The sequence below is a fragment of the Corynebacterium sp. HS2168-gen11 genome (assembly GCF_024834075.1).
Lineage (GTDB): Bacteria > Actinomycetota > Actinomycetes > Mycobacteriales > Mycobacteriaceae > Corynebacterium.
In genome coordinates this window covers 31,096-43,754 of the sequence record NZ_JANUXR010000004.1, presented here as the reverse complement: position 1 = coordinate 43,754, position 12,659 = coordinate 31,096, and the positions used below count along the sequence as shown (strand labels likewise).

Annotated in this window: 12 protein-coding genes; 7 read left to right on the top strand and 5 right to left on the bottom strand. The window is 48.0% G+C overall.

Annotated features, from left to right (window positions below; translation table 11 throughout):
- Both NXS99_RS03850 and NXS99_RS03845 read left to right on the top strand, forming a co-directional pair.
- Positions 1-453, top strand: a complete 453-nt coding sequence (locus NXS99_RS03850) for a DUF6918 family protein (RefSeq protein ID WP_259287352.1) — start codon at positions 1-3, stop codon at positions 451-453.
- A 138-nt stretch (positions 454-591) separates the two neighbouring features.
- A complete protein-coding gene (locus tag NXS99_RS03845) occupies positions 592-1,536 on the top strand; it encodes a restriction endonuclease (protein ID WP_259287351.1) in 945 nt (314 codons plus the stop codon).
- Between the two features lie 69 nt (positions 1,537-1,605).
- On the opposite strand, the gene gyrB is transcribed toward NXS99_RS03845, so the two are convergent.
- The 5 genes from gyrB to dnaA form a co-directional block, all read right to left on the bottom strand.
- Positions 1,606-3,645 (bottom strand): DNA topoisomerase (ATP-hydrolyzing) subunit B, encoded by a 2,040-nt coding sequence (gene gyrB / locus NXS99_RS03840; RefSeq protein ID WP_259287350.1) that lies wholly within the window; start codon positions 3,643-3,645, stop codon positions 1,606-1,608.
- A 138-nt stretch (positions 3,646-3,783) separates the two neighbouring features.
- Positions 3,784-4,272, bottom strand: coding sequence for a DciA family protein (locus tag NXS99_RS03835; protein WP_259287479.1), 489 nt, complete (start codon positions 4,270-4,272; stop codon positions 3,784-3,786).
- Positions 4,273-4,313: 41 nt separating this feature from the next.
- Positions 4,314-5,480: a DNA replication/repair protein RecF gene (gene recF, locus NXS99_RS03830; RefSeq protein WP_259287349.1), complete on the bottom strand. Its 1,167-nt coding sequence runs from the start codon at positions 5,478-5,480 to the stop codon at positions 4,314-4,316.
- Positions 5,481-5,513: 33 nt separating this feature from the next.
- Positions 5,514-6,701, bottom strand: a complete 1,188-nt coding sequence (dnaN, locus tag NXS99_RS03825) for a DNA polymerase III subunit beta (RefSeq protein WP_259287348.1) — start codon at positions 6,699-6,701, stop codon at positions 5,514-5,516.
- A gap of 702 nt (positions 6,702-7,403) precedes the next feature.
- Complete coding sequence (gene dnaA / locus NXS99_RS03820) at positions 7,404-8,945, bottom strand: chromosomal replication initiator protein DnaA (protein WP_259287347.1); 1,542 nt, start codon at positions 8,943-8,945, stop codon at positions 7,404-7,406.
- A 916-nt stretch (positions 8,946-9,861) separates the two neighbouring features.
- Here dnaA and rpmH point away from each other — a divergent pair.
- From rpmH to rsmG, 5 genes are all read left to right on the top strand, one after another.
- On the top strand, positions 9,862-10,005 hold the full coding sequence (rpmH, locus tag NXS99_RS03815) for a 50S ribosomal protein L34 (protein WP_083987655.1): 144 nt from the start codon (positions 9,862-9,864) through the stop codon (positions 10,003-10,005).
- Positions 10,006-10,045: 40 nt separating this feature from the next.
- The gene (rnpA, locus tag NXS99_RS03810) at positions 10,046-10,441 is read left to right on the top strand and encodes a ribonuclease P protein component (RefSeq protein WP_259287346.1); all 396 of its coding nucleotides are present in this window, start codon (positions 10,046-10,048) and stop codon (positions 10,439-10,441) included.
- Positions 10,423-10,677: a membrane protein insertion efficiency factor YidD gene (yidD, locus tag NXS99_RS03805; RefSeq protein WP_259287345.1), complete on the top strand. Its 255-nt coding sequence runs from the start codon at positions 10,423-10,425 to the stop codon at positions 10,675-10,677. The genes rnpA and yidD overlap by 19 nt, the downstream gene beginning before the upstream one ends.
- A gap of 120 nt (positions 10,678-10,797) precedes the next feature.
- The gene (gene yidC, locus NXS99_RS03800) at positions 10,798-11,742 is read left to right on the top strand and encodes a membrane protein insertase YidC (RefSeq protein ID WP_259287344.1); all 945 of its coding nucleotides are present in this window, start codon (positions 10,798-10,800) and stop codon (positions 11,740-11,742) included.
- A 287-nt stretch (positions 11,743-12,029) separates the two neighbouring features.
- The gene (gene rsmG / locus NXS99_RS03795) at positions 12,030-12,656 is read left to right on the top strand and encodes a 16S rRNA (guanine(527)-N(7))-methyltransferase RsmG (RefSeq protein WP_396124810.1); all 627 of its coding nucleotides are present in this window, start codon (positions 12,030-12,032) and stop codon (positions 12,654-12,656) included.
- Positions 12,657-12,659 lie beyond the last annotated feature (3 nt).

Sequence of the window (12,659 nt, the reverse complement as noted above, 5' to 3'; positions counted from 1 at the left end):
ATGACCCAACTTTCCCTCCTGCTTACACATTCTCGCGAAACACTCGCAACTGAACTTGCACGTGCAATTCGCGAAGCAATCCAGGATTCCCAGGGATTTTCCGGCACGATTATCAAAGGTGCGCTGAAAACCGCCGAAAAAGCCAAGCCAAATATTTTGCAGCTGGCAACGAATCGGCTGCTTCCAGATATTTTGGAAACCCTCCAGCCACATTGGGACGATTTTTCACAATCCGATGCTCCCGATTTCGGCACGTACCTCAACACCCATTCCGATAATGTGATTGACCAGCTGTTAAAGGTGTTCAACCGTGGCGTCGAAAAGCTCAATCGTAGCGCTGTGACGAACACATATACCGCCATCAAAGGCAAAATTGCAGGGGTTCTCAAGCCACACCTGCCGCTGCTTGGCGATATTCTCGAAGCTCATATCAAGGCCCTCCCTCAACCTTAAGCTTTGCGACGCTCACCTGCGTGTTCGCAATCAGTTCAACGAGCGGGTGCCCTGGACAAGCTATTGGTGCGCATTTCACGCGTTGGATAGAATCACAAAAAAGCCGATTATTAACAAAAATGAAGGTGTGAGGTTGCGATGACGGATATTCAAACTCCAACAACTGATGAGTTCCGGCCAGTTGTATTACGAGTGTTGAATCAAGGTGGGGTGCATTCGTTTAATGATATTTGCGAGATGGCTGCCGATTATCTCAACCTCCCACAAGAAGTTCGCGACGAAAAGATTCCTTCGGGAATGTACCGCTATACTTATCGCATTAACTGGGTGTGTTCGAGCTTAAAGCATGCTGGACTCATTGAACGACCACAACGTGGTCACTACCGAATTACTGCCGATGGTTTGACGGTTGATCAGCGTTCCTTGAAGACCTATTCCGAAAAAGATCTTCTTGAATGGCCGATGTGGCAAGAGCACCAGGCTGAAGTTAAAAAGCGCCGCTTGCAAAAAAGCAATGATGTTGATGCGAATACATCTATTGAAGAATCCAGTGATCCGCTTGAAGCATTAGCAAATGGTGAAAGTGCGTTTAATGCGCAAACTGAGACCAATCTGCGCAAACGACTCCAACAAGCCTCACCAAAATTCTTTGAACGTGCAGTTATCGATCTCTTGTGGGCAATGGGTTATGGTGGTGCGCATGGCGAAAAGAAGCACGTGGGACGTACCCGCGATGGTGGGATTGATGGAATTATTCGCCAAGATGCACTCGGCCTGACCAATGTTTATATCCAGGCCAAGCGCTATGCTGATACCAATAAAGTCGGTGAGCCGGAGATTCGTAATTTCATTGGTTCCTTAGATTCTCGCGGTGCCAACCTGGGCGTGTTTATTACTACTTCCACCTTCTTGCCGAGGGCTGAACAAACTGCCGCAAATTATCGTCATGGCAAGATTGTGCTGATTGATGGCATTAAACTTACGTCCTTAATGCTGGCGTATGGGGTTGCTGTGCATAAGGCTCACGAGTTCACGCTGTATACAATTGACGATGATTTCTTCGAGGAAGAAGAACTCGCTTAAAGCAGTTGCTGAAATAAAAACTGGGACCCACCCTTGTGAGTCCCAGTTTTTATTTTTATTGCATGCAATTTAAACGTCGAGGAAGCGAACGTCCTTCGCCTTACGGGTAATGAAGGAACGGCGTGCCGCCACATCGTCACCCATTAAGATTGAGAACAATTCATCTGCGCGTTGCGCATCAAGCATATCGACTCGACGCAAGATACGAATACTTGGATCCAAGGTGGTTTCCCACAGCTCAGATGCATTCATCTCGCCCAGACCCTTGTAACGCTGAATACCATCATCCTTATTGATCTTTCGACCAGCAGCTAAGCCTTCCTCCAACAAGCGGTCGCGCTCATCATCGGAATATGCAAAGCCTGGCTCGCCCTTACCCCACTTCAACTTATACAGTGGTGGCTGCGCAAGGTAGACATGGCCTTCTTCAATCAACTTCGGCATGAAGCGGAACAGCAAGGTCAGCAGCAGCGTTGAGATGTGCTGGCCGTCAACGTCAGCGTCGGCCATGAGCACAATCTTGTGATACCGCAGCTTGGAAATATCAAACTCATCATGAATACCGGTACCAAGTGCGGTAATAATAGCCTGCACTTCGTTATTCTTCAGCACTTTATCCAAGCGCGCTTTTTCCACGTTCAGGATCTTACCGCGCAGTGGCAAAATGGCCTGGAACATCGAGTCACGTCCGCCCTTCGCGGAACCACCTGCGGAGTCGCCCTCCACGATGTACAGTTCAGACTTCGATGGGTCCTTCGAACGGCAATCGGCCAGCTTACCTGGCAATCCACCCATATCAGAAGCAGATTTACGACGCACCATTTCACGCGCTTTACGCGCCGCCAAACGGGCATGCGCCGAAGAAACAGCCTTATTAATAATGACCTTCGCCTCGGCAGGATTCGCATCAAACCAGTCGGTAACGTGCTCATACACAGCCTTTTGCACAAAGCTACGAACCTCAGAGTTACCCAGCTTCGTCTTGGTCTGGCCCTCGAACTGCGGATCACCCACGCGCACCGAAATCACTGCCGCCAAACCTTCACGACAGTCATCACCAGTTAAATTCGATTCCTTTTCCTTCAACAACTTATGCTCACGCGCATATTTGTTCATTAAGGAGGTCAGCGCCGCACGGAAACCTTCCTCGTGCGTACCACCTTCAAAGGTATTAATCGTATTGGCAAAGGTATGCACGCTTTGGGAATATCCCGCGTTCCACTGCATTGCAATTTCGATCTCATGATCTTCGCCCTTGGCCTCAAAACCAACGATCGACGGATGAATAATTTGCTTCGACTTATTCAAGTGCGCAACATAATCTTCCAAACCATTTGGATAGAAGAAAGTCTTTTTCTTCACCTTATTCTTCTTTGGCTTGGCCTCAGCATCTTCTGCAGCCTCAACCTCGACATCATCGAAGGAAACGCCTTCGGCCGCATCCGATTCCGCAAGTTCTTCTAATTCAACTTCTTCTGGCGTCGCGCGCTTATCGACGAGGTTAATGGTCAATCCCTTATTCAGGAATGCCATTTCTTGTAGACGACGTGCAATCGTGTCGAAATCAAAGGTGGTGGTTTCAAAAATCTCTGGATCCGGCCAGAATCGCACCGTGGTACCTGTACCACGAGCATTACCACCTTCAATCAGTTCATCTGGAACTGCATACGAAAAGTTCTGATACCAGTGCTTACCATCGCGCTTAATATCAGCTTCGACGCGAGTCGAAAGTGCGTTCACCACGGAAATACCCACACCGTGCAGACCACCGGACACCGCATAGGAATCTGAGTCAAACTTACCGCCGGCATGCAGCTGGGTCATCACAACCTGGACGGTCGGTGCACCAGTTGGGTGCATTTCTACTGGGATACCACGACCATTATCAATTACTTCAACACCGCCATCAGCCAAGATGGTGACATCTACCTGGTCGGCATATCCTGCCATTGCTTCGTCGACAGAGTTGTCAACGACTTCCCATACCAAATGGTGCAGACCGCGCTCATTGGTCGAGCCGATATACATACCTGGGCGCTTTCGCACCGCTTCCAGGCCCTCAAGAATCGTAATTGATGAGGCGCCATACTCATGTTCCGCAGTTGCCACGTGAACTAGCACTCCTTTAAAAATTTAGAGTTTAATGCTTCCATTCTACACTGCCTATGCCCCTACTAGGTAGCTATTCCAACGCGTCTATGAGCAAATTAGGCCCTTTTAAGGATAAATCACAAAAATTTTGGTGTTTTATCCGTAGGTGTCACGCGGTCCGCGACCTTTGACATGCAATGGACCATGCCGCCAAGAAGGCGCTTTCGGCCCAAAAATCTTCAACTCAGCAACCACATCAGGACCCACTTTTTCAGCAATCGCTTGCAAAATTGTCCGTTGCATCATCCGTAAATTCGTGGCCCACGCTGTTGAATCACAGGTGATAAACAGTTTTTTGTCTTTCAGCATCTCAACTGAGGTATGTGCTGCAATTTGTGGCCCAACCAGGCCTTCCCAGTTATTATGAATCCACCCACCAGCAATGCCTTTTTTCCAGCCACGCTGTTTGATTTCCTCGGCCAAAATCGAGCCAAAACCTTCGACATCAAACGCCATCCGCGAGACTCTACGCCCATCGGCGGCACTATTGATCCATTTCTTCGTTTTTGGCTTCGGCTTCACCACCTTCGCTGCTTGATAACGAAGATCAGGAACATCACCGCGTTTAGCAGCCTCTGCACGCATGCGCTCAAAAGCGGCATGAATCGGATCCACCGGTGTATCCGTCACAACTGTTCCTTTGCAATTAATGAAATTCGGCCTTCATCCGTATCAGAAACTGTCACTCTGAACCTATGTGCAATAGCAGCATCAAGTTGTGGTGGTAAATCACCATCGACCGCCGCAGTAATCAACACTTGTTCCACACCTTGTGTAATTGTGACTAAGCGTTCGCGTCGTAAAGCATCGAGTTCGGCGAAAACGTCGTCAAGAATCAAAATTGGGTCGGTGCCATCTTGACGCAAAAGTTGAAATTCAGCGATCCGCAAGGCAAGTACCATCGACCAAGTTTCGCCGTGGCTAGCAAAGCCTTTGGTTAAGGTGTTGCCAAGCAAAATGTCCAGGTCATCACGGTGCGGGCCAACCAGCGACATGCCGCGCTCAATCTCTTTGCTGCGATGTTTCCCAAGCTCAACTAACATACTTGCTTCAAGCACGGCAAGATCGTGATCGACAATTGGCACGGTGGAGCGATATTCCAGTTTGGCTGGGCGCGATTCCGGGGCAATTGTGGCATAGGCATCATGAACCAACGGCTGTAATTCTGCTACCAGGTCTAACCTGGCTCGAATCACCTCTGCGCCAAGGGCTGCCAGCTGACTATCCCACGCATCTAAAGATTCCAACACACCGGTTTCATCGCCAAAGCCGCGGCGGAAACTATACGAAACTTGTTTTAACAAACTGGTGCGCTGACGCAACACTTTCTCGTAATCGGCCTTAATGGCGGCAAGTCGCGGACGTCTAGAAGCGATGATGGAATCTAAATACCGCCTACGATCTGCAGGTTCACCCCGAACGAGCACTAAATCTTCAGGGCAAAATAACACGGTTTTCACAACCCCAAGCACCTCTCGCGGGGAGGCTAATTGCGTGCGATTGATATGCGCTTTATTGCTACCGTGAGGATTAATCAAAATATGCGCGGCAAGCTCGCGTCCTTGGTTGACCGCAACCACAGAAATCCTGGCATTTGCCGCTTGGTGGCGAATCAGCGGCGCATCAGTCGAACTTCGATGAGAACTTAAATGTGCAGCGTAGCCAATGGCTTCAATAATATTGGTCTTGCCGAAGCCATTTCGCCCAATAAAAAGCGTAATGCCAGGTGACAACGAGATTTTGCACTCTGGCCAAGAGCGAAAATCTCGTAAATCTAATTCCCGAATAAACACTATTTGCAGCTTATCGCTGGTCGTTGCCGAAGATTATCCAGGCAACCGAACTGGCATGAGCAGGTAGGTGAAATCGGTGGTAGGTGTTGGGAACACGCCTTCTTCATTGCGCTGCGGCATTGATTCTGGCTCTGGAATCAAAATTGCAGGTCGAGACGCTTCGGTGAAACCAAAGACCACACGCCGGGTACGAATCACATTCAAACCATCGCGCAAGTAAGTTGAGTTAAAAGCGATCAACAAATCATTGTCGCCCGCATAGTCACATTGCACGAATTCTTCAGCATTCGCACCGCTAGAACCATTCGCAGATAAGATAACCTGGCCTTCGCTAAAGTGCATGCGAATCTGAGCATTGTTTTCTGCCACCGCTGCAACAAGACTAATGGCGTTTTGCAGTTCAGAAACTTCTACACTTGCAATTGCAGTGTGAGTTTTTGGCAGCAGTGGCGTCACATTTGGGAAATCAGCGTCGAGCATGCGAGCTGTGGTTTGACGATTATCGAAATGAATACCGAATAAGCCTTCTTTGCCGATCGCGGAATCTTGACCAACTGCAATTTCAACTGGCTCAGTGGAGTTAATGTCCAAGCTTCGTGCATTTTCTTGCAAGTTCTTTGCTGGAATGAGCAGCTTAGCCTTGGCGTCTGGGAATGCCGGCACCCATTTCAAGGTTCGCAGTGCGAGACGGAAACGGTCAGTTGCGGTGAAGGTAATATCTTCGCCGTCGATTTCCATACTAACGCCGGTCAGCATTGGCAGTGTATCGTCACGACCTGCAGCAATGGCAACTTGCGTAATCGCATCATTGAATAATCGTGGCTGAATTGCACCGGTGACTTCCGGCAATACTGGCAGGCTTGGGTAATCATCAAGTGGAATACTGAGCAGCTCCAATTTAGAGGAGCCACATTCTACGCGGACGATGGATCCATCTAAGGAAAACTTGACTGGTTTTGCAGGCAGCTTCGCTGTAATTCCAGCAATTAACTTACCTGCAACGGCAATCTGACCTGGTTGGGTCACTTCAGCTGGGATACGAACTTTGGTGGAAACTTCGTAGTCGAAACCAGCAAGTTCTAGGCCATCTTCATCTGCTGTGATCAAGATGGCGCTAAGTACTGGTTGGGTTGGTTTCGATGGCAAATTACGAGCAACCCATGAAACTGCGCTCGCAAGATCATCTCTTGCTACTTGAAATGATGTGGCAGGGATGTCCATGCGTGTTCATGCTCCTTGAATGCTCAAAAATATAGATTCGCCAATCCGTGGCTGTGTCGTTACTAACAAATTACCATCATTGAACATTTCTTGGCATGGCCCAAGTTCATAGCCATAAAACATGTAATTCCGAGTCGTCAGGCTTGCAATGTTCATTGATTGAATGACAAAACTTAACCTACTGGAGTTTGCGGAAAAGCGAAACCGTCATATTTGTGTCATTCGCAAAAAAGTTTCACAGTTGTCCACACGCCTTATTTCTTCTATGTTTCTTCTAGTAATTACATTGGTAGTAACAGTAAGTGTTGTGCAAACTGTGGACAAGGGGTTTTTTGCACTGGTCGCAGCCATTTTTTCGGATGTTTATGCGGCTGTGCATAACTGCGGAATAACTTGTGTCATGTGTGGATAACTTTCCAGTTCCAGAGTTATCCACATTTTGTGGAAAATTATCCACACCTTCTCCACATCGTTTTTTGAGTTATCCACAGCCTGTTTGCCCAGCTTTTCGACGTTTTTTGTGAGCAAGCTCTCCAAATTACAAGTTTGTAATTACACGGCTGTGAATAAACCTGTGGATAATGTGGATAACTTTTGATTTCCGCAGGTCAGCCTCTCATTATGTTTTCCACAGTTCTGTGAAAAACCCTGTTGAAACACGAAACCCCCTCTTTCAACAAGAGGGGGTAGTAGGGAGGGGAATTAGCGGCCGTGATTTTTGATCATGGTTGTGAGTTTTTGGATCTCATCATAAGTTTGGCGCTTCTCAGAGATTTCCTTGCGTACCTTGCGGTCGGCGTAGACCACTGTGGAGTGATCACGGCCGCCGAATTTATCGCCAATTTTTGGCAGCGAGAGCTCAGTTAATTCACGGCAAAGATACATTGCTAACTGGCGTGCATGAGCCAATGGACGTGACTTTGTTGCAGAAGTCAGCTGCTCAATGGTTAAACCGAAATAGTCGGCAATCACTTCTTGAATGATCTCAGCGGTGATTTCAATACGCACTTCATCAGGCATAATATCGCGCAAGGTGATCTCTGCCAGCGTTAAGTCAATGGGCTGATTATTTAGCGACGCAAACGCCGAAAGGCGAATAAACGCACCTTCGAGTTCACGAATCGAAGAATTAAAGCGCGAAGCAATCAGCTCCAAGACATCTCTGCCAACCTCGATGCCATCGGCCTGTGCCTTTTTCGACAAAATTGCGATACGTGTTTCCAAATCTGGTGGATAAATATCAGCAATTAAGCCTGCTTGGAAACGAGTACGCAAGCGATCTTCCAAGGTGGTGAGCTGTTTAGGTGGGCGGTCGGAGCTTAAAACGATCTGCTTCCCATTTTGCTGAAGCGCATTAAAGGTATGGAAGAACTCCTCCTGAGTACCTTCTTTACCTTGCAAGAACTGAATATCGTCGACCATCAAAATATCAAGGTTCCGATACCGCCGCTTGAATGTCTCTTGACGGTCATCACGAACTGAATTGATGTAATCGTTGGTAAATTCTTCAGACGATACATATTTAATTCGCAAACTCGGATGCAGCTGCTTGGCATAATTACCAATCGCATGCATGAGGTGCGTTTTCCCAAGACCAGAATCGCCCCAGATAAATAGCGGGTTATAGGCAAGCGCTGGTTTTTCCGAAACTGCAATAGCAGCCGAGGTTGGCAATTTATTGGAATCAGAAACCACATAGGTATCGAAGGTATAGCGCGGATTTAAGCTGGAATCCCGATTGGGATCATGTGCTGGTACTTCACGATTCCGCAACTGAGACGTACCTGTTTGTACTGGCTGCTGCAGCGACTCGACGATAGGTTGCTGGTTCGAAACATGCTCGCTTGACCAGGTATGGGGTTGCTGATGCTGCGGAATAACAGTTTCCACTGCGACAGGGGCCACAGTTGGTGCAGCTGCCTGCTGAGCCGGTTGCGTGTCTGGTTCTTCTTCTCGATGCACCGTGATCGCCAAGGTGCAGCTGCGCCCCATTCGCGAGGAAAGAATATCGGTAATCAGCTCCGCGAGATCTTTTTCAATGAACTCTTTGGCATGCTCATGCGGCACCGAAATAATCGCGACACCTTCCATAAGCCCAATTGGGCGAACCAAGGAAAGATACGCTTGTTGTAATTTGCTTAACTTAGGCCCGTGATCAGGAAGTTCCCGAAACTGCACAACTTCGTCAACAATGGAACTCCACGACTCTGGAAACGAAGACGTATGTAGAGATGATGCAGCCACGATAGATATTTTGTCCTTGAATTGTTGGTATCACAGTTTCTTTTTTGGGCAAAGTCACATATGAACGAAATATTGCTTCACCGAAGAAAACTTCAAAATGGTATTCCACAACGTGGAGTGAAGTTTTCACCAGTGTTTCCACAGATTTTCCACAACTTAAGTTGCGTTGACCTGCGATTCATGAAGTTATCCACAGTTGTGGATAACCTTGTGAAAAACTTTAGGAGTTTCGGTTATCAACAGTTTTCCACAATACCTGTTGATAACTTTTCCTTTTGTATTTCCGCATGTCAAACGCGATAAATTTCACACAAAATGGTGAACCTTCAAGTAAAAGTTGAAAGTTATCCACAGGATGTGAAAACCACGGTTGTGTATATCTGTTTGTACAGCCTTTATTTTTACCTGTGTTTAGCATCAGTGTCTAACTGTCTTGCAGTGGCATTGAGCTTGTAGTTCATAGATGTGAAGAAACTCCAAATCTGACACGACTTGAACAGTTGCCTCACCTGTGGATAAGTCTATTTTGGCCGCTAATACCGCCTTTGAAATTACAAATTTGTCATTACGGGGTGCAATGGGGGTAACGGCGTGTCGATTTGTTTCTAACCTCTGTTGTCGCGTAGTCTATACAAGTCTGTCACAGTGATTTTGTAGGCATTGTATTTCATTACTCAATCCCACATCTCCTGTGCTTTTGGAAAGCGAACACCTGCTCCAAGAGCAGAATGATCTTTCTGTATGTGATTACTTCGTAAGCGTGAAGCAAACAGATGCAGATATGTGCTTTTCAATTTCCATCATCCAACTTTTCAAGGATGATCGCTGTAAGAGTACTTGACAGTATGCATCGCATACCTACGTGAAGCATCTTCTTATTGATCGTCTTTTGTCCAACTTATTAGGAGTGTTCACCGTGACCAAGGGTAAGCGGACGTTCCAACCGAACAACCGTCGTCGCGCTAAGAAGCACGGCTTCCGTATCCGTATGCGCACTCGTGCAGGCCGCGCTATCGTAGCTGCACGTCGTCGTAAGGGTCGTGCAAAGCTCACCGCTTAATTGCGTGATGCTTTTCACATAGCATTTTTTATTCACGACGGTGCTTCCATCTCAGCATAAAATTACCAATTCCGAAGAATTCAAATTCACCATTCGGAAAGGTATTCGTGCTGGTGGAGGCACCGTCGTTGTGTATGTACAGGATGCTGGCGCAAGTGTTGCCGATCCAGTACTGAGCCGACCACCAAAAATTGGTCTGGTTGTCTCGAAAGCCATTGGGAATGCAGTGACTCGTCATGCTGTGAGTCGGAAACTGCGTCATATTATGGCGGCTGAAATACCAACACTCGCTGATAATGACTTGGTAGTGATACGGGCGTTGCCACCTGCTGCAACTGCCTCAACTGACCAATTGCAGCACGATATTCAGCGAGCACTGGAAAAAATCCACCACAAGCGTCGTCGAAAGGCTGTGGAATGCTGCGGCGATTGTTGATACGTGCGGTGGTGTTTTATCAAGAGCATCTGTCTGGCTTGAAAAGTGGCGCAAGTTGTCGATTTGAGCCAAGTTGTAGCGCATATTCATTGCGTGCGCTGGAAGAATATGGTGCACTACGTGGGACTATGATGACACTTGTGCGGCTCGCAAAATGCGGCCCGTGGCATCCAGGCGGATATGATCCGGTGATCAATCGGCCAAGTTTGGTTCCACCAATCAAGGATGTGCCCTAAAAAACCTGTAGAATTGCTTTGATACGTGGATCAACGCAGGGTGAGATTGTGGCATAACTGCTATCTTTTCCTGTTTGCATTTATTTCATTACCAACCCCTTTGAGGAGTCTCGACTCACCGTGCTTAATTTTGTGTATTGGCCCATTTCCGCCATTCTGTGGTTTTGGCATAAGGCAGCAAGCCTTGTGTTCAACCCAGATTCTGGCATTTCATGGGTCTTAGCGATCATCCTCCTGACCGTTACTATTCGTGTGTTCCTTGTGCGACCTACGCTGAAACAGATGCGTTCGATGCGCAAGATGCAAGAGTTGCAGCCATTGATGCAGGAAATTCGTACGAAGTACAAAAATGACCAGCAGAAGATGATGGAAGAATCGCGCAAGCTGCAAAAAGAGATGGGTGTCAATCCTATCGCTGGCTGCTTGCCAATCCTGGTACAAATGCCAGTGTTCTTAGGCTTGTTCCATGTGCTGCGCTCATTTAACCGTACTGGTACTGGTGCTGGCCAGCTTGGTCTGTCTATTGAACTGAACCGCAATACGCCGAACTATATCTTCTCGGCAGCTGATGTGCAGTCATTCTTGGACGCGCGTATTTTCGGTGTGCCACTTTCAGCATATATCTGGATGCCAGACGATATGTACCAGGCATTCCAGCCGGTGAATTTCAACTGGATCAACATTGCGTATGTAGCTGCACCAATGATTGTGATCATCGCATTCGCTATTCACCTGAACGCGCGTATGAGCGTGAATCGTACACAAGCACGTATCGCGTCGGGTCGTCAAAAGGCCAGCGGTAGTGCGCAGATGCAGTCTCAGATGGACATGATGAACCGCATGATGCTCTGGGTCTTCCCACTGACCATCATCTTAACTGGTGTGTTCTGGCATATCGGTCTCCTGGCATACATGGTTTCGAACAACGTCTGGACCTTCTTCCAGCAGCGTTATATTTTCACAACGATGGATGCCGAAGAAGAAGCTGAAATCGCAGCAAAGAAGGCCGCAAAGCGCGCCTCTGCCCCACGTCCTGGACAGAAGCCAAATCGCAATAAGAAATAATCACAATGTTTCACGTGAAACCGTCACCATTTGGTGGCGGTTTTTCCGTATATAGGCTCAGTTGCTTGACGACGCTCTAACGCCGGCCGAGTACAGCAACTATCAGCCTTGCTACTGTTGACGCTGCGCTGAGATGCGGCATGCATGCAATCACGATCACCTGCATTTCTTAGGATCCCACCAGACCATCGCTGACATGCGCAAATACCTATCCTTCCGCGATGTTAAACCAGACGTGTAAGGTTAATGGTTACAGTTCCAACCGTGCCAAAAGGAGTAGCAGTTTCGTGACTCACCCAGCAATTGCAGAAGACATCTTCGGCAATAACTTTTCCAAAGCACTCACCTACCATGAGTTGCTTGCCACCGACGGTACGGTGCGCGGCTTTATCGGTCCACGTGAGGTCCCACGACTTTGGGATCGCCACATCCTCAACTGTGCTGTCATTGGTGAAGCCATGCCAGCTGATGCCACGGTTGCTGATATTGGTTCAGGGGCAGGTTTACCAGGTATTCCTTTAGCGCTTGCGCGTCCTGATCTCAAGATTTTCTTGATCGAGCCATTGCTAAAACGATCGGTGTTTTTGCAAGAAGTCGTCGATAAGCTTGAGCTGAGCCATGTGGAGGTCATTCGCGGGCGTGCGGAGGAAAAAGCCGTGCGGAAAGTTGTTGGCACGGTTGATATTGTGACTTCGCGTGCGGTTGCACCGCTTGGGAAATTAGCAACCTGGTCGCTGCCTTTGGTGCGTTCAGGTGGTCATATGATTGCTATGAAGGGTTCCTCGGTCCATGAGGAAATTGAGCGCGATGCGCAGCTTATTCGACGCGCCGGCGGTGGGAATCCAAAGGTATTCACAGTTGGCGAGGTGCTTGTGCAACCTACCACTTTGATTTCGATTGCAAAGTTACAATAGGTG

Coding starts and splice junctions, on each gene's coding strand:
- NXS99_RS03835 (WP_259287479.1), bottom strand. CDS start 4,272: ATGCGTGCAGAGGCTGCTAAACGCGGTGATGTTCCTGATCTTCGTTAT.
- dnaN (WP_259287348.1), bottom strand. CDS start 6,701: ATGGACATCCCTGCCACATCATTTCAAGTAGCAAGAGATGATCTTGCG.
- yidD (WP_259287345.1), top strand. CDS start 10,423: ATGCTGCGGCGATTGTTGATACGTGCGGTGGTGTTTTATCAAGAGCAT.
- NXS99_RS03850 (WP_259287352.1), top strand. CDS start 1: ATGACCCAACTTTCCCTCCTGCTTACACATTCTCGCGAAACACTCGCA.
- NXS99_RS03845 (WP_259287351.1), top strand. CDS start 592: ATGACGGATATTCAAACTCCAACAACTGATGAGTTCCGGCCAGTTGTA.